A 19791-nucleotide genomic window follows, 5' to 3' on the forward strand; every position below is an offset into this window, starting at 1 on the left:
TCCGCCCGATCCCACGCCGATCTGCGCCGCCGTCACTGGACCGAAACGCCTACCGCCGCCGCAACCGGATCGAGCGCTTCTTCTCAAAACTCAAGCATTACAGGGCGGTCGCGACCAGATACGAGAAACACGACGCCAACTTCCTCGCCCTCGTCAAACTCGCCGCCACTCGCATCTGGTTGCGCGTTTATGAGTCGGTGGCCTAGCCCTTTGACGGGCGGAACCAACACACTGCTCGGCCGGGAAATGGATCNGCCATGGCGCGCAATCGGGGAAGCCCTGCCCTTGCGAAACGGTCTCAGATCGCCTACATCCCGAGTCGAGAGGTTGGCGCGGGCAAGCGCCTCGCCAACCTGGTCAGGACCGGAAGGTAGCAGCCACAACGAGCCCCGCTTGGGTCGATGTCCAGCCTCTCACCAACACACCAGCCACCGGAGGATTCATGGATATTGTCACATCCCTCCGGGCCCGCGCTGCCTGACCCGTCAGACGATCTGACCCAGGCACCGTCCGCCCGGCCGTAAAGCGAACCGCCCCTTGGGGCTTTTCTTACGTGTGTTCCGGGAACCAGACCATTGAAACACCTGACTCTTGCCGACCTCGGATGGTCGGCCCATTTCACCGCGCAGATCGCCGATGATCCTGCGCACTCCACCCATGCCTGTCGCCTGTCCTCGGTCGCGCGCGACCGGTTGACGGGGCTATCCCCGGAGGGGGAGCACCTTCTGGTGCCGCCCTCAGACAAGACCACCGGCCAGTTCGCCGTTGGCGATTGGGTGCTGACCGACCCGACCGGCCAGAAGGTGACCCGCCGCCTCGATCCGCTGACGGAACTGACCCGGCGTGCGGCAGGCACCGGGGCGGAAAGGCAGCTGATTGCCGCCAATGTCGATACGCTCGGCATCGTCAGCTCCTGCAATGACGATTTCAACGAGGCCCGGCTGGAACGGTATCTGGCGCTTGCCGCCAGTGCCGGGTGCCTGCCGCTGGTGATCCTGACCAAGGCCGATCAGACGGACGACCCGCGCAGCTATGTCCGTCGGGCGGAACGTCTGTCCCCGCTCGTGACGGCACTGGCGCTGAACGCCACGGACCCGGAAGATGCCACGCTTCTGGCGCCATGGTGCAAGGGCGGGCAGACGCTGGCTTTGGTTGGGTCCTCGGGCGTTGGAAAATCCACCCTGTCCAATGCGCTGACCGGCAGCGACGTTGCCACCGCAGGCATTCGCGAGGACGACGCCAAGGGCCGTCACACAACCACCGCGCGGGGCTTGCATCGAACTCGCGCAGGCGGCTGGTTGATCGACACGCCCGGCATGCGTGCCTTGCGCCTGTCGGATGCGCGCGAAGGCGTGGATTCGGTGTTTTCTGATCTGGACGATCTGGCGCAGAGCTGCCGTTTCTCCGATTGCGCGCATGAGACCGAACCGGGTTGCGCCATCCGCGCGGCCATCGAGGCGAGGCAAGTGGATGCGGACCGGTTGAATCGCTGGCGCAAGCTGCAAGCCGAGGACGCCCGCAATTCTCGAACGCTGGCTGAGGCCCGCGCACGGGACAAAAGCTTCGCCAAGCTCATCAAGAGCGTGAAGCAGGACAAGGACCGCTACCGGCGCTGACCTGGGTCAGAGCACAACGGAGGAGGCTGCAAGGTACATCGCCACGAAGGCCAGCACCTGCGCCCCCGCCACAAGGGCCGGCACCAGCGCAAGCCAGCGCAGGGGTCGGCCCCGGTCCACCGCTGCACGCAGGAACAGGCAAACAAGCGCCAGAACGAGCCCCGCGATTTGCCAGCTGAGGAAACTGACCACCCTGTTCATACCGCGCGCGAACCCGTCGCCCTCAGGGTCGGTCAACGCGTAGCCGAACACCGAGATACCCATGATGATCGCCCAGATCAGCAACAGAAGTTTCAGGGCAATGTGGCGGTCCGGTGTGGTCATGCAAGAAGCCTAGCGCATCTTTCCAGCAAAAGCCCACTCCATCTGCGCTTGCGTTTCCACCGCGCAGGGACGCACTTCACGCAACCGGTTCAGGGCCTCCGGTCCTGTTTCACCCGCTTCGACCATGATCCGCAGCAGCGCCATGCCGGACCGCCCGCAGCCGCCATAGCAATGGGCCAGCACCCGGCCGCCCCGCGCCAGCAAAGGCACAAGATCTGGCCAAGCAGCCTCCACCTCACCGGAAGGACTCCCGAAATCCTCCACCGGCAGAGGGTGCCATGCCACCCCATGCCCCGCCAGATCCTGACCGAGCCGAGCCGCCCCGTGACGCTCCAGTTCCGCCAAAGTGGTCATCGTCAGGACAACGTCGGGTCGCCAGGCCAGCACGGTGGCCAGATCAGTCCCATAGTCACGGAACCGGCCCGGCAGGGGACAGATGCCAAGCATCCCTCCCCCGAGAGTCATGTCAGCAATCGCGAAGTCCGACATCGTTCAGAACGCTCCGTAATCCACCACCGCACCGGGATGATCTTCGGCCCAACTTTCCAGAAAATCCGCGATCTCATCCTCATTGGCAAAGTCTATGGCCGCACGCGGCAGGGCAACCCCCTGTTCCAGCGCCAGCGTCAGGCATCCGATATAGTCCCTTTCAGCGCGGTCCGGACAGTTGTCGGCCCCGTGCAGGATGGTCGACAGAAGCGTGCCCCCATAGCCATTCACATGGGACAGGTCTGGTTTGAGCGACAAAAGATAGCCCATCACCTCGGGCAGCCCTTCCCACCCTGCGACCTGAACCGGGGTCAGCCCCTCGGAATCGGGGCGGTCATATTCCACCCCCATGGCAACCAGCCGCTTCACATGGTCCAACTTGCCCGGAAGGTGCAGAATCATGCGGATGATGTTGCGATAGGCCTCTGGCAGCTTCGCCGGGTCGATGTAGACGCCCGCGGGCACCTGCCCGTCCACCGCCATGGCAAGCAGCTTTTCCTCCGCCGTCAGCTCAGGCACCTCGCCCCGCGCCTCAATGGCCCGTGCCAGACCGACATTGCCGAACACCCGCGCGTAGCCATAGGCGGTGCAGCCCTCGAACACCCGGCCCGGATCGGCACCTGCCTCCAACAGCAGGTCGATCATCTCCGCATCGCACATCCGCCGCGCCGCCTGATGCAGGGCCGGAACCACCCAGGGCGCTTCGCCCCCCACATGGGTGCCATCGAAATCATCGGCCCTTCCGCCGTGATCAAGCAGCATCCGCACCGCCTGATGGTCGTTGAAGTCCATGGCCCTGAGCAGCGCATTGGTGCCCTTCGGATCGGCCCCGGCCTCCAGCAACATCCTGAGCCCGTCGTGATGCCCAAGCTCGGTCGCATGGTAAAGCGACTCGCCATCATTTGGATCGGCCCCGTTGTCCAGCAGCCACCGCCCCAGAACCATGTTATCCGCATGACCAATAGCCCCATAAAGCACCGACAGGCGGTGATCGCTATCCGGGCTGACCGGGCGGCCATCGTTCACATCGGCCCCATGAGCCAAAAGCATCTCGGCAATGGCGAGCATATCGCTGACACGGTCGGGCTGCGCCTGCAACCGCTTTGAAAAAGCCAGGAAACACAGGGGCGACTGATGCGCCACGACCCGTGTCGCGCGGTCTGGGTCTTCGGCAAGCATGCGTTCCACGGCCTCGCGGTTCAGCAGCGCCACCTGCAACCCGAAGACCCCATCCGCGAGGTCCGGCGTGTCCGCCAGCAACCGGTCCACCCGGGCATTCTGTCCATGGGCCAGCGCGATCTTCAGCTTCTGCAGCTTCGCGGCCCGATCGAGCCCCTGCATCTCCTGCGCGTCCTTCAGCGCGGGCCAGCTGGCAAAGCCGGTTTCCCGGGCAATAACATGCAGATAGTCGGCATGTTTCAGGTCAGAGCCGTCACTGCGCGGCGGATGCACTTTCAGCCGTTGCAGGGCCAGCGGATCATTGGCCTTATGGGCCTTGCGCAACGCCTTGGCGTCACGGCGCAACTGGTCGAGGGATTTCATCGTCGGTTTCCTCACGATAACGCCCGCCGGTCCGCTGATCCGGGCATGAGAAAATCCGATATGCTCGGTCTTCCGATCATTGAGGGGCGCCGATGACGGCTTTCCGCGGACCTGGATGCCGCCCCTTGCGGCAGGACAACCCTAGCTCACAGCGTCCGCCTCGCCAAGCCCATCATGGTTACCAAACCACAACTCCCTATCCGTTAACCTTAACGCGGCACCCTGCCCCTTCTTCTTGGCCCAAATACTCCCGCCGGAGGCGTCCTGCCCTCTCCACACGCACAAGGGCAAACTCGCTGTTCACCCCCCGGACAAAACCCTCTAACCTGCCCAGGATCCATCCCGACGCGAGGCACCATGTCCGAGACCAAAAGCACAGGCTATCAGGTTCTGGCCCGCAAATACCGGCCCGCCAGCTTTGCCGATCTGATCGGGCAGGAGGCGATGGTGCGCACCCTGAAGAACGCCTTCGCGGCGGACCGGATCGCGCAGGCCTTCATCCTGACGGGCATTCGCGGCACCGGCAAAACCACGACGGCGCGGATCGTAGCCAAGGGTCTGAATTGTATTGGCCCCGACGGCACCGGCACCCCCACCACCGACCCTTGCGGCACCTGCGAACATTGCAAGGCCATTGCCGAAGGCCGCCATGTGGACGTGATCGAAATGGACGCCGCCAGCCATACCGGCGTGGGCGACATCCGCGAGATCATCGAAAGCGTGCATTACCGGGCCGCCTCGGCGCGCTACAAGGTCTATATCATCGACGAGGTTCACATGCTCTCGAACAGCGCTTTCAACGCGCTCTTGAAGACGCTGGAAGAACCGCCCGCCCATGTGAAGTTCATTTTCGCCACTACCGAGATTCGCAAGGTTCCGGTCACGGTCCTGTCGCGCTGCCAGCGCTTCGACCTGCGCCGGATCGAGCCAGAGGTGATGATCGCCCATCTTCAGGGCGTGGCACAGAAGGAAGGCGCCGAGATCAACGAGGATGCGCTGGCGCTGATCACGCGGGCTGCCGAAGGCTCGGTCCGCGATGCGATGAGCCTGATGGACCAGGCGATTTCCCATGGCGCGGGCGAAACCACCGCCGACCAGGTCCGCGCCATGCTGGGGCTGGCGGATCGCGGCCGGGTCATGGACCTGTTTGAAAAGGTCATGTCGGGCGATGCGGCCGGCGCGCTCGATGAACTGGGCGCGCAATATGCCGACGGGGCCGACCCGATGGCGGTGCTGCGCGATCTGGCGGAACTGACCCATTGGCTGTCAGTCATCAACATCACACCCGAGGCGGTGAACGATCCCACCATCGGCCCCGATGAACGCACCCGCGGACAGGCGCTGGCGCAGAAGCTGTCGATGCGGGTGCTGGCGCGGGCCTGGCAGATGCTGCTGAAGGCGCTGGAGGAGGTCTCGCTCGCCCCAAACGCGATGATGGCTGCCGAAATGGCGATCATCCGCCTGACCCATGTGGCCGATCTGCCCCCGCCGGAAGACCTTGTGCGCAAGCTCAAGGACATGACCCCGCCGCCCTCAGGTGGCGTTGGCGGCCATGCGCATGCCCCGCAGGGTGGCAGCACCCCCGCGCCCCGTGCATCTGCCCCGCGTGGCCCGTCCGGTGGCGCAGTGACGGCGCTGGCCGAGGCCCCGGAAACCGCGCTCGCCCACTACCACAATTTCGATACGGTCGTGGCGTTGATCGAGTCGAACCGCGATATCAAACTGCTGATCGAGGTAAAGACCTGCGTCCGCCTCGTGTCCTATGCGCCCGGTCGCATCACATTTCAACCGACGGACCGCGCGCCCAGAGATCTCGCCCCCCGGCTCGCGCAAAGCCTCAAGAACTGGACCGGCGCGCGCTGGACGGTGACACTGGCCAATGAGGGCGGTGGCGAAACCATCGAAGAGGTGGAGAACGCCAAGACCCGCGAACTGGAAGACGCGGCGCGGCAGCATCCGATGATGCAGGCGGTTCTGGCGGCCTTCCCGCAGGCGAAGATCACCGAAATCCGCAGCCGGGCGGAGCTGGATGCAGAGGCCGAACTGCAAGCGCTGCCCGAGGTCGAGGACGAATGGGACCCGTTCGAAGAGGATTGAGAGCCACCTTGCCTGCCACGACCGCCGACCGTATCTAGGCGGGAACCGATGATAACTCCGTAGGAGAGACGTTATGCTGAAAGGATTGGGCCAGCTTGGCGATATGGCCAAGATCATGAAACAGGCGCAGGAAATGCAGGGCAAGATGGCCGAGATGCAGGAAAGCCTCGCCACCATGACCGTCGAAGGCGAATCCGGCGCGGGACTGGTGCGGGCAACCGCGACCTGCAAGGGTGAACTGACGGCACTGAATATCGACCCCTCGATTTTCGATCCCAATGAAAAGGAAGTGGTCGAAGACCTGATCCTTGCCGCGATCAAGGACGCGCAGGCCAAGGCCGCTGACCGCAGCCAGCGGGAGATGGCCAAGTTGACCGAAGGGCTGAACCTGCCCGAAGGCATGAAGCTGCCCTTCTGAGGGCGCCCCCGGCGCATGGCAGGCGGCACCGAAGATATCGAGGCCCTGATCGACATCATGGCCAAGCTGCCGGGGCTCGGTCCCCGGTCGGCCCGTCGTGCTGTGCTGCACCTGATCAAGAAACGTGCCCTGCTGATGCAGCCGCTGGCCGATGCCATGACGGGCGTCGCAGCCACGGCGCGCGAATGCCTGACCTGTGGCAATATCGGCACGTCTGACACCTGCTCGATCTGCTCTAACAGCGAGCGTGCAAATGGGCAGATTTGCGTGGTCGAGGATGTGGCGGATCTTTGGGCCATGGAGCGCGGCCATGCGTTCAAGGGCCGCTATCACGTGCTGGGCGGCACCCTGTCGGCGCTGGATGACGTGGGCCCTGACGAGCTGCGCATTCCCAAACTGCTCGACCGGATCCGGTCAGATGGCGTCAGCGAAATCATCCTCGCGCTCAACGCAACCGTGGATGGTCAGACAACGGCCCACTATATCGCCGGAGAGCTGGAGGGCAGCGGTGTTACTGTCTCTTCTCTGGCGCAGGGCGTGCCCGTGGGCGGAGAACTGGACTATCTCGACGACGGAACCATCTCGGCCGCGCTGCGCGCCCGAAAGGCGTTTTGAAACTCGCCAATGGCAGGGCCTGTTACGGGGCGCCAGAAACAGGAAAAGGCTCAGCGATCAGTCGCTGAGCCTTTTCAATGGCGCGCTGGGGAGGATTCGAACCCCCGACCCCTTGATTCGTAGTCAAGTACTCTATCCAACTGAGCTACCAGCGCGTGAGGGCGGTGTTTAGACATGTCCTCGGACCGGTGCAAGTACGAAATCAGACTTTTTGCCCGGCAGGCAGATGGATTTCGAAGACGGTTCCCTCCGGGCTGGTCTGCTTCAAGTCCAGCCGTCCGCCATGGCCGCGGATCAGCTCGGCCGCAATGGCCAGCCCCAACCCGCTGCCACCTTTGCGCGTGCCGCCCTGAAAGGGCTGGAACAGATGGTCGAGCGCCCGTTTCGGCAGGCCCGGGCCGGTATCGGTGACGCGGATCACCCAGCCTTCGAGATCTTCAAAACCTTCCAGCGTGATCCGGCCCGGCTTGCCGCTGGTTGCGATCGCCTGCCGCGCGTTGCGCAAGAGATTGCCAAGCACGCGATACAGCTGCTCGGAATCGGCACGCACGATCATCCCATGCGCGCAGCTGGCTTCAATCTGTACCGCATCATCAGGAACGGCCAATTGCTCCTGCTCGACAACATCCTGCAGAAGCGGGCCAAGCTCGAACCGGGACAGCGCCGGTGGCGGCTCTTCGGCGCGGCCAAAGGCCAGAGTGCCTTCGCACAGGTTCACCGCGCGGGCCAACGACGACAACAGCTTGGGCGCGGTGCGTTGCACGGTCGGGTCGTCCGAGCCCTCCAGCCGGTCCGCCATCAGAGTGGCGACCGTCAGGATATTGCGCAGGTCATGGCTGATCTTGGCCACAGCCTCGCCCAGTTGCGCCAGACGCTCGCGTTGTTTCAGCGATGCGGTCAACTGGGTTTGCAGCTTTTGCAGTGTCTCCTCTGCGGTGTGGAGTTCCGTCACGCCGGCTGACGGCTGGATGATCCGGGTCGCGTCCTCCGGCTTCTCGGAATAGGCACGCATCGAATCGATCACCCGCTGGATCGGCATCACGATGGCATGGCGGGCCGCGAAGAACAGCATCATCGCGGTGATGACCGAGATCACGGCCGACAGCAGCAGAATGCGCAGCCCGTAGTCGATCATCGCATCCCGCATCGGCGCGGTGTAGAGCGTCACGTCAATCAGCATGCCCGCATCCTGCACCGGGTTGCCATAGACACGGATCACCTGGTTTTCAGGCTCTGCCAGCCGCAGCATGGCGTCACGGATCAGCACCCAGGCCGATGCATCGCGCAGGTCATACTGCCCGGCAATCGGCGGGATGCGGTCCACCGACAGAACCAGCTGGCTGACCGCATCGCGCCTCAGAACCACGTTCAGGACGCCCGCATTGTCCAGCAGCTCCTGCTCCAGCGCCTCGTCGATCATCATCGCGTCGTCGGCCAGCAGCGCCAGAGAGGCGATCTGCGCCCGTTCGATCCGCGCGAGCAGGTAGTCTTCCCGGAACCGCGCGATGGATGGCACGAAGATCATGATCTCTGCCAGCATCACGAAGATGACGGTCAGGATCAGCAATCGGCCTGAGAGCGAATTGAGCACGCGGTTTGTCTACCTTCCCTCGTCGCCGGGCTCAGAACCGCTGCACAAGGCGCACGATCCGCTTGACCCAGGGACTGCCGAACAGTTTGAGGCTAAAATAGGCGCCCGCGGCCCGTTTGTTAATCTCTCCCAGTGTCGGATAGGGGGCAACCATCGCGGCAATAGCGCCCATTTTCAGCTTGTTGGCAATGGCGATCGCCCAGAGCTGGATCAACTCGCCCGCCTGCGCGCCGACGATAGAGGCCCCGACGGGCCGCCCCTTGACCACCATGACCTTGATCAGCCCGGTGGTCTGGCCGGTGGCAATCGCGCGGTCATTGCCGGAATAGGGGACGCGGACAACGGTCAGCTTCTTGCCATGGGCCTCGCGGGCCTCGGCCTCGGTCAGACCGACCTGCGCCAGTTCCGGGTCCGTATAGGTGGCCCAGGGGATATGGTCAGTCCGCGCCCTGGACGGCAGCGCCATCAGCATCTGCCGGATGATCACACCTGCGTGGTAGCCCGCGACATGGGTGAATTGCAGGCCACCGGCGGCATCCCCGATGGCATATACCCTGCGGTTGGTGGGGGAGCGGAGAGAGGCATCGACCTTCACCCCGCCGCCTGCGCTCTCCACCCCGGCCTTGTGCAGGTCGAGCTGGTCGATATTGACCGTGCGTCCAACGGCAACCAGTAGATGGGTGCCTTCGTGCCGAGTGCCGTCTTCGGTAGTGACGGCTATTGTGCCTTCGCTGCCCGAAACCTCCGACACCATCGCGCCTTCGATGATCCGGATACCCTCGGCCCGCAGGGTTTCCAGCGCAATCGCCGCCAGTTCCGGGTCATCCTTGCCCAGCGCTTTGACTCCTTCCAGAACCGTCACCTCGCACCCGAGCCGCCGATGCGCCTGAGCCAGTTCCATCCCGATGGGACCGCCGCCAATGACGATCAGATGTTCGGGCTTGTCGCGCAGCTCGAAGATGGTTTCATTGGTCAGGTAAGGCACGTCCGCAAGCCCCGGAATCGGAGGCACGAAAGGGCGCGAGCCCGTGGCGATGACAAAGCGGCGCGCGGTGATCTCGGTTTCGCCTGCCTGCACCGTGTCATGACCGGTGAAACGGCCAAATTCGCGGATGACCTTGACGCCAAGTCCTTCGAACCGCTCCTGACTGTCATGGGGTTCAATGGCGGCGATGGTCGCCGCGACATGATCCTTGGCGGCGGCATAGTCGGCCGAAACCGCCCCCGCCGTCACACCGAACGCCCCCTGCCCCATCACATGGGCCTTGTGCCCCGCTGCCAGCAGCGCCTTGGAGGGCACACAGCCATAGTTCAGGCAGTCGCCACCCATCTTGTGGCCCTCCAGCAGCACCACATCAGCGCCCATCTGGACAGCGCCCGCAGCCACTGACAGCCCGCCGCTGCCCGCCCCGATCACGCAGATATCGGTCTTGATCCGGTTCATGGGTCAGAGCCCTTTCTGGCCGCGCAGGGCCTTGATGAGAATGGGAAGCGCCGCGAGGGCACAAAGCCCCAGAATGGGGCCGAGGATTGACGGGTCGAAGATGATCGACAGGTTCGGTGTTTCACCACGGGCAAAGACCTCGCCCAGACCTGCCCCTACCCATGTATAGACCGCCGTGCCCGGCATAATCCCGAAGAAGGTGGTGAAGACATAGCGATGCAGGCTGACGCCAACCATCGCAGGCAACAGATTGGCCACGAAGAAGGGCACCACCGGCACCAGCCGGATCAGGAACAGCATCGACAGCTCGTTTTCATGGATGCCCTCGCTGATCCGCCGAACGAGGCCGGAGGACGTATCCATCCGCGCCGACAATGCGCTGCCAAAGCCAAGCCGTGCGGCGAGGAAGATGATCGTTGCGCCAAAGGTGGCAGAGAACAGGACGAAAATCACACCGGGGAAGAGGCCGAACAGAAACCCGCCCGTCAGCGTGGCGGGCGTCGCACCCGGCAATGAGAACGCCACGATCAGGACATAGATCACCATATAGGCCGCCACCATTGCCCCATAATGCGAATCGCGGAAAGCGAGCAGCGCTTCGCGGTTGTGGCGCAGCGCCTCGAAGCTCAGGTAGTCCCGAAAGAAGTAGAAACCGGTAGCAAACCCGAGGATCAGGACAAGAATGGGCAGAAGGCGGCTGACCTTCGATCCGGGTTCTGTTGTTGCTTGGCTCATGTCAGGTCCGATCTGCGTGGCTGACCTCAACATGCGTGCTCCCCTCGCGCAGCAACAGCCCCTTCACGCGGCGTTGATCGCGCGTGACGGAAACGGGGGAAATATGTCATGATAAGGCGCGGCTTGAAGGAATCTGCACCCCCGATGTTTCAAACCGGGTTTTCAGGGCCTCGGACTTGTTGACATGGGGGGCATGAGGGCCTATTGCCCGGGCCTCATACGGATTCTCCGGCTGTCGATGCATGGGCCTTGCCTGCATCCGGCCTTGATGACAAGGAAACGAGACAGATGAAACGCACCTACCAGCCGTCGAACCTGGTCCGCAAGCGTCGCCACGGCTTTCGCGCCCGCATGGCCACCAAAGCCGGCCGCAAGATCCTGAACGCCCGCCGCGCCCGCGGCCGGAAGTCGCTCAGCGCATAATCGCGTGATGCAGCGCCGGGTCTTCGGGCCCGGTTGATGAGCCCCCTTCGGCCCCAGGCCCCGGGGGCTTTTCGTGTTTGAGGGACCGCCCTTGCCCACTGTCGAGATCCTGACCAAACGCCCCGATTTCCTGCGCGCCGCGCGGGCTGCCCGCGCGCCCGCGCCCGCCTTTCTGGTGCAGGCCCGGTTGAGGCGGGACGATGAGGGCGTGCCGCCCGATCTGGTGCGCGTGGGGTTCACCTGTTCCAAGAAGGTCGGCAATGCGGTCGCCCGCAACCGGGCCAAACGCCGCCTACGCGAAATCGCCCGTGCCATCCTGCCGCTTGAAGGGCGGCCCGGCTGGGATTACGTGTTGATTGGCCGCGCCAATGAAACCGCCGCCCGCCCTATGGAAGACATGGTCAAGGACCTGTCCCGCGCGTTGAGGAAGATCCACAAGTGACCCCGCTGGCCCATCTCTTCGCTTTGCCTATCCGGACCTACCGGCTGATCTTCAGCCCATGGGTGGGATTCAACTGCCGCTATCAGCCTACCTGTTCGGCCTACGCGCTGGAGGCCCTGCAAAAGCATGGGGCGATCAAGGGTTCATGGCTCGCTGCCAAACGGATTGGCCGCTGCCATCCCTGGGGTTCGGATGGCTATGACCCGGTCCCGAGACCCGGTGGTCCCGACGCCTGCTGCAAGCCTCGGGACGCCGATCAATAGGGCGCGACCTACCCGATCAGCGCCTGATTGCCCTCGTTCGTCGGCGCGCGCGTCGGCATGGTTGCCGCCGGATGGCCCGCCAACACAAGGGCAGCATCGCGGTAAAACTGATCGTCCAGGAAGTGCCAGTTGTGCGAGATCGAGGGCGTGTTCGGCCAGTCATGCTTATGCGCGTTGTAGTAGTGCTGCACATACACATCCGCATGGCCCGGCGGCACACTGTCCGGCATCCCCTCGAACCCCAGCCTCTGCGCCTGAAACAGCCTGTACCATTGCGACAGGCTCAACACCTCGTCGGCGCGGCTATAGTAGTTGGTGATCCGGTCTGCGTGGGCATAGAGCGCTGCGGATTTCTTTGCACCGATCTTCATGGACTTGGCCGCAATATCGGCCGCAACCAGCAGAACCTGACCGACCGAGATATCGACTGCCCCGGCCTTGCCCAGCTCCACCACCCGATGGAACGCGTGACGCGTCACCAGTGACCCCATGGAATGGGCCATGATGTCGAGGCTAATCCCCGGCGCGGCCATGCGCAGCACGGCGATGCCATCCAGCACCAGTTGCGGCGCCACCGTGTGGGCATCCGCCCGATCCTGCCGGTAGTCGAACAGTGCACCGTTGGTGGGCCAGTCGAAACTGACCACGACGCCGCCAAATCCATGCTGCGCCAGCCCGGCGGCGATCAGTTCATGTCGGGTGAGCGTCTCATGCTGTTCCAGATTGAAGCCATGGACATGCAGCAGCACGCCATGTCCACCCGCCACCGCCAGCACCTCGGCCAGCCATGTGTCCAACGGCAGGATCTGCACCGCGTAACCCGCCCCGATCTTCTCGACTTTCAGATAGCGCGTCACACCGGGCTTTCTGGTGAAGGCTCCATCCACGTAGCTGCGGGTGGTCATGGCGTAAATCATCAGGCGTCCTTGAATGGCAAACTGGTCAATCAGCCAATCATGCACCCGAATCGCCCAGATGCCAAAATCATTGCCTGTCCGGGGCATTCCGCGTAGATGCGGACCCGCAACCGGAGGCCCCCGATGCTAGACGAATCCGACGACATCCACCCGCTGTTCAACGGCGCGCCGAACACGACCGAGTTCAAGAAGCTGCGCAAGCGGATCATCCGCGAGACCCGCGAAGCGATCGACCGCTACGGCATGATCGAACGCGGCGCACGCTGGTTGGTGTGTCTGTCGGGCGGCAAGGACAGCTACACGCTGCTCGCGGCCTTGACCGAGCTGAAATGGCGCGGGCTGCTGCCGGTCGACCTGCTGGCCTGCAATCTGGATCAGGGCCAGCCGGGCTTCCCCGCGACGGTGCTGCCAGAGTTCCTGTCAAAAATGGGCGTGGAGCACCGGATCGAATATCAGGACACCTATTCCATCGTCATGGACAAGGTGCCCGCCGGACGGACCTATTGCGCGCTCTGTTCTCGCCTGCGGCGCGGCAACCTTTATCGAATCGCACGTGAGGAAGGCTGCTCCGCCGTGGTTCTGGGCCATCACCGCGACGATATTCTGGAGACATTTTTCCTCAATCTCTTCCATGGTGGCAAGCTGGCGACGATGCCGCCGAAGCTATTGAACGACGAGGGCGATCTTTTCGTCTATCGCCCACTGGCCCATGTGGCCGAGGCCGATTGCGAGAAATTCGCCACCGCCATGAACTACCCCATCATCCCCTGTGATCTGTGTGGATCGCAGGACGGGTTGCAGCGCCAGCAAATCAAGAAGCTGCTGGACGAATGGGAAACCCGCAGCCCCGGACGGCGCGGCAAGATGTTCTCGGCGCTGATGAATGCGCGGCCCTCGCATCTGCTCGATCCGGCGTTGTTCGACTTCGCCGGACTGACGCGTTCGGAACAAGTCGACACAAATCCGAAGGACTGAGCGCGGGGTGTTAACAGCCTGTCAGGCAGTTTGGCGTAGCGGTGAAGGCACCGTTGACCGAATTGCCAGGTTGAGAGGCTGCCATGAATGTCCCGATGTTTCCCCGGTTGGATTCCCTTGCCCAGAACATTCGCAGGGGCCTGTCGCGGATCGAAGTGCTGGCGGTTTTCCCGGCGCTGGCTTTGCTGGCCTTCTGGATGGGCGCGCCGGAGGTGATTTTCGCTACCTCCTTCCTGCTGCCCGGTCTGCTGGCTTTGCAGGCGATGCGCCCGCATGGAAAGGGCGCGGGCGATGATGTTCCACTGGACGGAAAGACCGGGTTGCCAATGCGCGAATCTTTTCTTGTCGCGTTGGAAACCACGCTGAGCGAAGCCGAGGCAAAAGCGCATTCCACGGCGTGCCTTGTAGCCGAGATCGACGATTTCCCCGACCTCGCGGCCCGTTGGGGCAGCGAGGCCAGCGACCGCATTCTGCGCCGCACGGCGGATCGGGTTCTGACGACGGTGCGCCGGGGCGACATCGTTGCCTGTATCGGTGAAGGCAGGTTCGCGATCACTCTGCACCCGGTTGCCTCCGTAAAGCTCGATATCGTGATGTCGCTTGTGGATCGGTTGCAGAAGGCGCTGTCTGAACCGATTGCCATCGCCGGGGCCGCCGCGCACCCCACGGTATCCGTCGGCTTCGCGACCCCGGCGCAAGCCGATTTCGGCGGCTCCACCTGCCTGCTTGACGCGGCGTTGACGGCCCTGATCGAGGCGCGGCGGCATGGCCCGGGGGGCGTGCGTGGCTATTCGGATCGGATCAAGTCCAGCTCTCAACTGCGCCACGGCTTGGCCGAAGATGTGGAAGAAGCCCTCGCTGCAGGCGATATCCGGCCCTGGTTTCAGCCACAGGTCAGCGCCGATACCGGCGCGGTGACCGGGTTCGAGGCCCTGGCGCGCTGGCACCATCCAGAGGCGGGTGTTCTGACCCCTGCCGATTTCCTGCCTGCGGTGGCGGATGCCGGCTGCATGGGGCGCTTGGGTGAATGCATCCTGGTGCAATCCCTGCGGGCGATCCAGGAATGGGACATGGCGGGCTGCGCGGTCCCCTCGGTGGCGGTCAATTTCTCGGCCGAAGAGTTGCGCGACCCGACGCTTGCCGACCGCCTGAAATGGGAGGCGGACCGGTTCGACCTGCGGCCCGCGCGCCTGACCGTCGAGATTCTCGAAACCGTGGCGGCCCAATCGGACGATGACGTGATCCTGCGCAATATCGAGCAGATGGGCGCGCATGGGTTCAATCTCGATCTCGATGATTTCGGCACCGGCCAAAGTTCCATCGCCAACATCCGCCGCTTTCGCGTGAACCGCATCAAGATCGACCGCAGTTTCGTCACCAGGCTGGATCAGGATTCCACGCAGCGCGCTGTTGTTGCGGGCATCCTCGCGCTGGCAGAGCGGTTGAACGTGGCCACCGTCGCCGAAGGCGTGGAAACCCCCGGGGAACGCAGCGTCGTCGCGCAACTTGGCTGCGATCACCTGCAAGGCTACATCATCGCCCGCCCGATGCCCTTCGAGGACACGGTCGCCTGGGTCCGGACCTATACCGCCGGGCTGGCCAAGACCCCCCGGATCGGTCGCCGCGCAGGGTAAATCACCGCGTCAATGCGGGGCCAAACCGCGCGGAAGGCCCAAAGAACCGGGAAAACCGCTTGACCTTTCCAGCCTCAGTCTGTTGAACCTGCGTGACTTCAACCAAGGCTGGATACGCGGGCATGCAAGATCAGAACCAGAACAAGAACCTCATTCTTGCAATGGCGCTCAGCATGGGTGTCATTCTGCTGTGGTCGATCATGTTCCCACCCGAGGAACCGGCCGTCGACCCTGCGGCCAATGATCCGGCTGCCGTTTCGATTGTCGATGAAAACGGCAACGAAGTCGCTCTGGTTCCGCCCGCCGCGGGCACCGCCGATGGCACCGTAGCCGAAGACGCCCCGGAGGCACTGGTTGAATCCCCGCGGATCGAAATCGACACCCCGTCGCTCTACGGCTCCATCGCGCTGACCGGTGGCCGCCTCGACGACCTGCTGCTGCGCAACTACCGCGAGACGCTGGACGAGACCTCCGACAATGTCCGGCTGCTGTCGCCCGTTGGCGAGGCCGGTGCCTATTACGCGCTCTATGGTTGGACCCCGGGCGGATCGCTCGATTACGATCAGGTGCCGGGATCGAACACGCCCTGGGAGCTGGAAGAGGGCCAATCGCTGACCGTCGAGACCCCTGTGACCCTGCGGTGGGACAATGGCAATGGTCTGATCTTCCGCCGCACCATCTCGGTCGATGAGGATTACCTGTTCACTGTCACCCAGACGGTGGAAAACACCGGCGATACGGATGTGCGCCTTGCACCCTATGGCATCGTTGCCCGCCATGGCCTGCCCGAAGACCTGCAGAATTTCTTCATTCTGCATGAAGGCGTCGTTCAGAACTCTGACGGCACCCTGAACGAGCTCGACTATGACGGCATGGCCGACATGGATTTCGTCCAGCGCGAAGGCGCGCAGGCCGAGGTGACGGAAGTGACCGAATCCGGCTGGATCGGCTTCACCGACAAATACTGGATGACCACGCTGGTCCCCGGATCCGGTCAGCCCTTCACCGCCGTCTCGCGCTATGTGCCCGGGTCCGAGATCTACCAGACCGAGGCGCGCCTGCCCGCCGTGACCGTCGCCCCGGGTGAAACCGCGGAATCCACCACGCGCCTCTTCGCCGGCGCCAAGGAATGGGAAACCATCCGCCGCTACGAAAACGAGGAAGGCATCGACGGGTTCCTCGATTCCATCGACTGGGGCTGGTTCTACTTCCTGACCAAGCCGATCTTCTGGCTGCTGCACAACCTGCACGCGCTGATCGGCAATATGGGCATCGCCATCATCGCGCTGACCCTGCTGATCAAGGCGATCCTCTTCCCGCTGGCGTATCGGTCCTATGTCTCGATGGCGAAGATGAAGGAACTTCAGCCAGAGATGGAAAAGCTGAAGGAACGCGCCGGCGACGACCGTGAGGCGATGCAGAAGGGGATGATGGAGCTCTACAAGAAGAACAAGGTGAACCCCGCCTCGGGCTGTTTGCCGATCCTTCTGCAGATCCCGATCTTCTTCTCGCTTTACAAGGTGATCTTCGTCACGCTGGAACTGCGCCATGCGCCGTTCTTCGGCTGGCTGAATGACCTGTCTGCCCCCGACACCAGTTCGATCTACAACCTCTTCGGCCTGCTGCCCTGGGGCACGCCGGAACCGGGCAGCATCATGGCGCTGATCTTCATCGGCATCCTGCCCATTCTGCTTGGCATCTCGATGTGGCTGCAGCAAAAGCTGAACCCGGCCCCCACCGACCCGACCCAGCAGATGATCTTTGCCTGGATGCCCTGGGTCTTCATGTTCATGCTTGGCAGCTTTGCCAGCGGGTTGATCGTCTACTGGATCACCAACAATACGATCACCTTCACTCAGCAATACATCATCATGCGCAGCCACGGGCATAAGCCGGACGTGTTCGGCAATATTCGCAAAAGCTTCAATCGCAAAAAGAAATCAGAGTGATGACAGCCAAGGTTGAGGCGCTCTGGCGTCACCCGATCAAGAGCCACGGGCGCGAAGCCCTGACACATGCCCGCCTGACCGCGGGCATGTGTTTTCCGTGGGACAGGGTCTGGGCCGTCGCCCATGACGCCGCCAAGACCGACGGCAGCGCATGGGCCTCTTTCGTGAATTTCTCGATCGGCGCGAAGCTGCCCGGGTTGATGGCCATCGAGGCGCGCCTCGATGAAGCAACCGAGACCGTCACTCTCACCCATCCCGACCTGCCCGACCTGACCTTTCGCCCGGATCAAGATCCGCAAGCGCTGATTGACTGGACCAAACCTCTGATGGATCCCAAGCGCGCGCAGTCGCAGCGGATCGTGCGGGTGCCCGGACGCGGCATGACCGACACCGATTTCCCCTCTGTCAGCATCGGCAACATGGCCTCGCACCGCGTTGTGGAACAGAAACTGGGTCAGAGCCTGTCGCCCCGCCGCTGGCGCGCCAATATCTGGGTGGATGGCTGGGCCCCGTGGGAAGAGTTGGACCTGATCGGCAAGACGATCCGCATTGGCAGCGCCGAGATTGCCATTCGCGAACCGGTGGTGCGCTGCATGGCCACCACGACGAACCCCGATACCGGCAAACGTGACGCCGATACGCTGAGCGTGCTGAACGACGACCGCGAATTCTGCGTCTATGGCGAGGTCGTGACCTCGGGCGATATCGCGCTTGGCGATCTGGCAGAGGTGATCTGAGAATGGAAATCCGCTTTCCCCTGGCCCCGAAACCCGAAACGGAAGAAGCCGAGAAGGGCCGTCTTCTGTTTGCAGCGGGGTCCGAGTTCCTCAAAGGTGTCGTCGCCATGGACGGCATGCCGCCCGGTGACAAGATCGAGGTCTGCTTCGCGGGTCGGTCCAACGTGGGCAAATCCACGCTGATCAACGCCGTGACGGGGCGCAAGGCCTTGGCCCGCGCCTCGAACACACCGGGCCGCACGCAGGAAATCAACTTCTTCACCATCGCCGACAGTCATTATCTGGTGGACCTGCCCGGCTATGGCTTCGCCAATGCGCCGGTGAAGGTGGTCGAGAAATGGCAGCGGCTGCTCAAGGCCTATCTGTCGGGCCGCGCCAATCTGCGCCGCGCCTTTGTACTGATCGACAGCCGTCACGGGGTGAAAGCCGTCGATGAAGAGATCATGGACCTGCTCGACCGCTCGGCCGTGCCCTTCCAGGTGGTGCTGACCAAGGCCGACAAGATCAAGCAGGCGGATATGCCCGGCCTGCTGGATCAGGTGCGCGGCGCGCTAGCCAAACATCCGGCGGCCTACCCCGAGATCGTGGCGACCTCGTCCGAAAAGGGCGTTGGCATCCCCACCTTGCGCGCCATTATCGCCGGCATCATCTGAAGCCCTTGAGCGACGCGCGCCCAAGCCCTAACAAGATGTGACCAGAGGGTCCGATCCATGAAGAAACAAGTGACCATGACCACCCGCGACTACGCTGCCACCGCCCGCACCCTGTCCGAAGCGCTGCCCTACATGCAGCGCTATAACGATGCGGTCGTGGTCATCAAGTTCGGCGGTCACGCCATGGGTGACGAAGACGCGATGGCCAGCTTTGCCCGCGATATGGTGCTGTTGCGCCAGGTGGGCATGAACCCGGTGATCGTCCATGGCGGCGGCCCGATGATCAACGAAATGCTGGCCAAGCTTGGCGTGAAATCGGAATTCGTCAAAGGCAAGCGGGTGACCGATGCCGCCACGGTGGACGTGGTCGAGATGGTGCTGTCGGGCATGGTCAACAAGCGCATCGTGCAGGCGATCAACGCGCAAGGTGGCCGCGCCGTGGGTCTGTCGGGCAAGGACGCGAACCTGATGATCTGCGATCCCTCCGACCCGGAACTGGGCTTCGTCGGTGAACCGGCAGAGGTCGATCCCGCCGTGCTGCTGAACCTTTTCGAGGACGATATGATCCCAGTCGTGGCCCCGCTTGGCGCGGGCCGCGCGGGCGAAACCTACAACATCAACGGTGACACGGCGGCGGGTGCCATCGCGGCGGCGCTGAAGGCCGACCGACTGCTGCTGCTGACCGATGTGGCGGGCGTCAAGAACGCGGCGGGCGAAGTGCTGACCCAGCTGTCCGCGACCGAGGTTGAACAGATGACAGCCGATGGCGTCATCGCGGGTGGCATGATCCCCAAGACCGAAACCGCCGTGAACGCAGTACGCAACGGCGTGCGCGCCTGCACCATCGTTGACGGGCGCGTCAACAACGCCGTTTTGCTGGAACTCTTTACCGCCCACGGCGCAGGCAGCATGATCCGCGCCTGACAC

At 63.4% G+C, this 19791-nt stretch carries 21 protein-coding genes, 1 tRNA gene and 1 other RNA gene; 15 read left to right on the forward strand and 8 right to left on the reverse strand.

Features of this window, described 5'->3' with window-relative positions:
- From EP237_RS16385 to rsgA, 3 genes are all read left to right on the forward strand, one after another.
- On the forward strand, positions 1-206 hold a 206-nt coding region (locus tag EP237_RS16385; RefSeq protein ID WP_164744738.1), incomplete at its 5' end, for a transposase.
- A gap of 114 nt (positions 207-320) precedes the next feature.
- Positions 321-419: signal recognition particle sRNA small type (ffs, locus tag EP237_RS16390), an RNA gene on the forward strand.
- 156 nt (positions 420-575) lie between these two features.
- Positions 576-1616 (forward strand): ribosome small subunit-dependent GTPase A, encoded by a 1041-nt coding sequence (gene rsgA / locus EP237_RS16395; RefSeq protein WP_127561988.1) that lies wholly within the window; start codon positions 576-578, stop codon positions 1614-1616.
- A 6-nt stretch (positions 1617-1622) separates the two neighbouring features.
- Here the strand turns inward: rsgA and EP237_RS16400 are convergent, their stop codons facing one another.
- Genes EP237_RS16400 through EP237_RS16410 form a run of 3 tightly spaced genes read right to left on the reverse strand, consistent with a single transcriptional unit; the run spans position 1623 to position 3971 of the window.
- On the reverse strand, positions 1623-1940 hold the full coding sequence (locus EP237_RS16400; protein ID WP_127561989.1) for a hypothetical protein: 318 nt from the start codon (positions 1938-1940) through the stop codon (positions 1623-1625).
- A gap of 9 nt (positions 1941-1949) precedes the next feature.
- Complete coding sequence (locus EP237_RS16405; protein WP_240661673.1) at positions 1950-2405, reverse strand: protein-tyrosine phosphatase family protein; 456 nt, start codon at positions 2403-2405, stop codon at positions 1950-1952.
- A 27-nt stretch (positions 2406-2432) separates the two neighbouring features.
- Complete coding sequence (locus EP237_RS16410; protein WP_127561991.1) at positions 2433-3971, reverse strand: ankyrin repeat domain-containing protein; 1539 nt, start codon at positions 3969-3971, stop codon at positions 2433-2435.
- Positions 3972-4328: 357 nt separating this feature from the next.
- On the opposite strand from EP237_RS16410, the gene EP237_RS16415 reads away from it, so the two are divergent.
- The 3 genes from EP237_RS16415 (at position 4329) to recR (ending at position 7101) form a co-directional block, all read left to right on the forward strand.
- Positions 4329-6068 carry a DNA polymerase III subunit gamma/tau gene (locus tag EP237_RS16415; RefSeq protein WP_127561992.1) on the forward strand — a complete coding sequence of 580 codons (1740 nt, stop codon included), beginning with the start codon at positions 4329-4331 and terminating at the stop codon, positions 6066-6068.
- 73 nt (positions 6069-6141) lie between these two features.
- Positions 6142-6486, forward strand: a complete 345-nt coding sequence (locus tag EP237_RS16420; protein WP_127561993.1) for a YbaB/EbfC family nucleoid-associated protein — start codon at positions 6142-6144, stop codon at positions 6484-6486.
- Between the two features lie 15 nt (positions 6487-6501).
- Positions 6502-7101, forward strand: coding sequence for a recombination mediator RecR (gene recR / locus EP237_RS16425; RefSeq protein ID WP_127561994.1), 600 nt, complete (start codon positions 6502-6504; stop codon positions 7099-7101).
- Between the two features lie 78 nt (positions 7102-7179).
- Here the strand turns inward: recR and EP237_RS16430 are convergent.
- The 4 genes from EP237_RS16430 to EP237_RS16445 all read right to left on the reverse strand — a co-directional run bounded on the left by EP237_RS16430 (position 7180) and on the right by EP237_RS16445 (position 10871).
- Positions 7180-7256, reverse strand: a tRNA-Arg gene (locus EP237_RS16430).
- Positions 7257-7303: 47 nt separating this feature from the next.
- Positions 7304-8692, reverse strand: a complete 1389-nt coding sequence (locus EP237_RS16435; protein ID WP_127561995.1) for a sensor histidine kinase — start codon at positions 8690-8692, stop codon at positions 7304-7306.
- Between the two features lie 31 nt (positions 8693-8723).
- Positions 8724-10136 (reverse strand): dihydrolipoyl dehydrogenase family protein, encoded by a 1413-nt coding sequence (locus EP237_RS16440; protein ID WP_127561996.1) that lies wholly within the window; start codon positions 10134-10136, stop codon positions 8724-8726.
- 3 nt (positions 10137-10139) lie between these two features.
- Entirely contained in the window at positions 10140-10871 is a 732-nt protein-coding gene (locus EP237_RS16445; protein WP_127561997.1) for a TVP38/TMEM64 family protein, read from the reverse strand.
- A gap of 288 nt (positions 10872-11159) precedes the next feature.
- Here EP237_RS16445 and rpmH point away from each other — a divergent pair, with 288 nt between their 5' ends.
- The 3 genes from rpmH (at position 11160) to yidD (ending at position 11999) form a co-directional block, all read left to right on the forward strand.
- Entirely contained in the window at positions 11160-11294 is a 135-nt protein-coding gene (rpmH, locus tag EP237_RS16450) for a 50S ribosomal protein L34 (RefSeq protein ID WP_005980833.1), read from the forward strand.
- A 91-nt stretch (positions 11295-11385) separates the two neighbouring features.
- The gene (gene rnpA, locus EP237_RS16455; protein WP_127562065.1) at positions 11386-11736 is read left to right on the forward strand and encodes a ribonuclease P protein component; all 351 of its coding nucleotides are present in this window, start codon (positions 11386-11388) and stop codon (positions 11734-11736) included.
- Complete coding sequence (yidD, locus tag EP237_RS16460; protein WP_127561998.1) at positions 11733-11999, forward strand: membrane protein insertion efficiency factor YidD; 267 nt, start codon at positions 11733-11735, stop codon at positions 11997-11999. Before rnpA ends, yidD begins: the two co-directional genes overlap by 4 nt.
- Positions 12000-12007: 8 nt before the next feature.
- Here the strand turns inward: yidD and EP237_RS16465 are convergent, their stop codons facing one another.
- Positions 12008-13003, reverse strand: coding sequence for an alpha/beta hydrolase (locus EP237_RS16465; protein ID WP_127561999.1), 996 nt, complete (start codon positions 13001-13003; stop codon positions 12008-12010).
- Positions 13004-13039: 36 nt separating this feature from the next.
- On the opposite strand from EP237_RS16465, the gene ttcA reads away from it, so the two are divergent.
- The 6 genes from ttcA to argB all read left to right on the forward strand — a co-directional run bounded on the left by ttcA (position 13040) and on the right by argB (position 19788).
- Positions 13040-13891, forward strand: coding sequence for a tRNA 2-thiocytidine(32) synthetase TtcA (gene ttcA, locus EP237_RS16470; RefSeq protein WP_127562000.1), 852 nt, complete (start codon positions 13040-13042; stop codon positions 13889-13891).
- Positions 13892-13974: 83 nt separating this feature from the next.
- Positions 13975-15525, forward strand: a complete 1551-nt coding sequence (locus EP237_RS16475) for a putative bifunctional diguanylate cyclase/phosphodiesterase (RefSeq protein WP_127562001.1) — start codon at positions 13975-13977, stop codon at positions 15523-15525.
- Positions 15526-15647: 122 nt separating this feature from the next.
- Positions 15648-17474 (forward strand): membrane protein insertase YidC, encoded by a 1827-nt coding sequence (yidC, locus tag EP237_RS16480; RefSeq protein ID WP_127562002.1) that lies wholly within the window; start codon positions 15648-15650, stop codon positions 17472-17474.
- Entirely contained in the window at positions 17474-18211 is a 738-nt protein-coding gene (locus EP237_RS16485) for an MOSC domain-containing protein (RefSeq protein WP_127562003.1), read from the forward strand. The genes yidC and EP237_RS16485 overlap by 1 nt, the downstream gene beginning before the upstream one ends.
- Before the next feature lie 2 nt (positions 18212-18213).
- Positions 18214-18864 carry a ribosome biogenesis GTP-binding protein YihA/YsxC gene (gene yihA / locus EP237_RS16490; RefSeq protein ID WP_127562004.1) on the forward strand — a complete coding sequence of 217 codons (651 nt, stop codon included), beginning with the start codon at positions 18214-18216 and terminating at the stop codon, positions 18862-18864.
- Between the two features lie 57 nt (positions 18865-18921).
- Positions 18922-19788 (forward strand): acetylglutamate kinase, encoded by an 867-nt coding sequence (argB, locus tag EP237_RS16495; protein ID WP_127562005.1) that lies wholly within the window; start codon positions 18922-18924, stop codon positions 19786-19788.
- Positions 19789-19791 lie beyond the last annotated feature (3 nt).

It is taken from the genome of Nioella ostreopsis (assembly GCF_004000255.1).
GTDB lineage: Bacteria > Pseudomonadota > Alphaproteobacteria > Rhodobacterales > Rhodobacteraceae > Nioella > Nioella ostreopsis.

Coding starts and splice junctions, on each gene's coding strand:
- EP237_RS16400 (WP_127561989.1), bottom strand. CDS start 1,940: ATGACCACACCGGACCGCCACATTGCCCTGAAACTTCTGTTGCTGATC.
- EP237_RS16405 (WP_240661673.1), bottom strand. CDS start 2,405: ATGACTCTCGGGGGAGGGATGCTTGGCATCTGTCCCCTGCCGGGCCGG.
- EP237_RS16410 (WP_127561991.1), bottom strand. CDS start 3,971: ATGAAATCCCTCGACCAGTTGCGCCGTGACGCCAAGGCGTTGCGCAAG.
- EP237_RS16415 (WP_127561992.1), top strand. CDS start 4,329: ATGTCCGAGACCAAAAGCACAGGCTATCAGGTTCTGGCCCGCAAATAC.
- EP237_RS16420 (WP_127561993.1), top strand. CDS start 6,142: ATGCTGAAAGGATTGGGCCAGCTTGGCGATATGGCCAAGATCATGAAA.
- recR (WP_127561994.1), top strand. CDS start 6,502: ATGGCAGGCGGCACCGAAGATATCGAGGCCCTGATCGACATCATGGCC.
- EP237_RS16440 (WP_127561996.1), bottom strand. CDS start 10,136: ATGAACCGGATCAAGACCGATATCTGCGTGATCGGGGCGGGCAGCGGC.
- EP237_RS16445 (WP_127561997.1), bottom strand. CDS start 10,871: ATGAGCCAAGCAACAACAGAACCCGGATCGAAGGTCAGCCGCCTTCTG.
- rpmH (WP_005980833.1), top strand. CDS start 11,160: ATGAAACGCACCTACCAGCCGTCGAACCTGGTCCGCAAGCGTCGCCAC.
- EP237_RS16465 (WP_127561999.1), bottom strand. CDS start 13,003: ATGCCCCGGACAGGCAATGATTTTGGCATCTGGGCGATTCGGGTGCAT.
- ttcA (WP_127562000.1), top strand. CDS start 13,040: ATGCTAGACGAATCCGACGACATCCACCCGCTGTTCAACGGCGCGCCG.
- EP237_RS16475 (WP_127562001.1), top strand. CDS start 13,975: ATGAATGTCCCGATGTTTCCCCGGTTGGATTCCCTTGCCCAGAACATT.
- yidC (WP_127562002.1), top strand. CDS start 15,648: ATGCAAGATCAGAACCAGAACAAGAACCTCATTCTTGCAATGGCGCTC.
- EP237_RS16485 (WP_127562003.1), top strand. CDS start 17,474: ATGACAGCCAAGGTTGAGGCGCTCTGGCGTCACCCGATCAAGAGCCAC.
- yihA (WP_127562004.1), top strand. CDS start 18,214: ATGGAAATCCGCTTTCCCCTGGCCCCGAAACCCGAAACGGAAGAAGCC.
- argB (WP_127562005.1), top strand. CDS start 18,922: ATGAAGAAACAAGTGACCATGACCACCCGCGACTACGCTGCCACCGCC.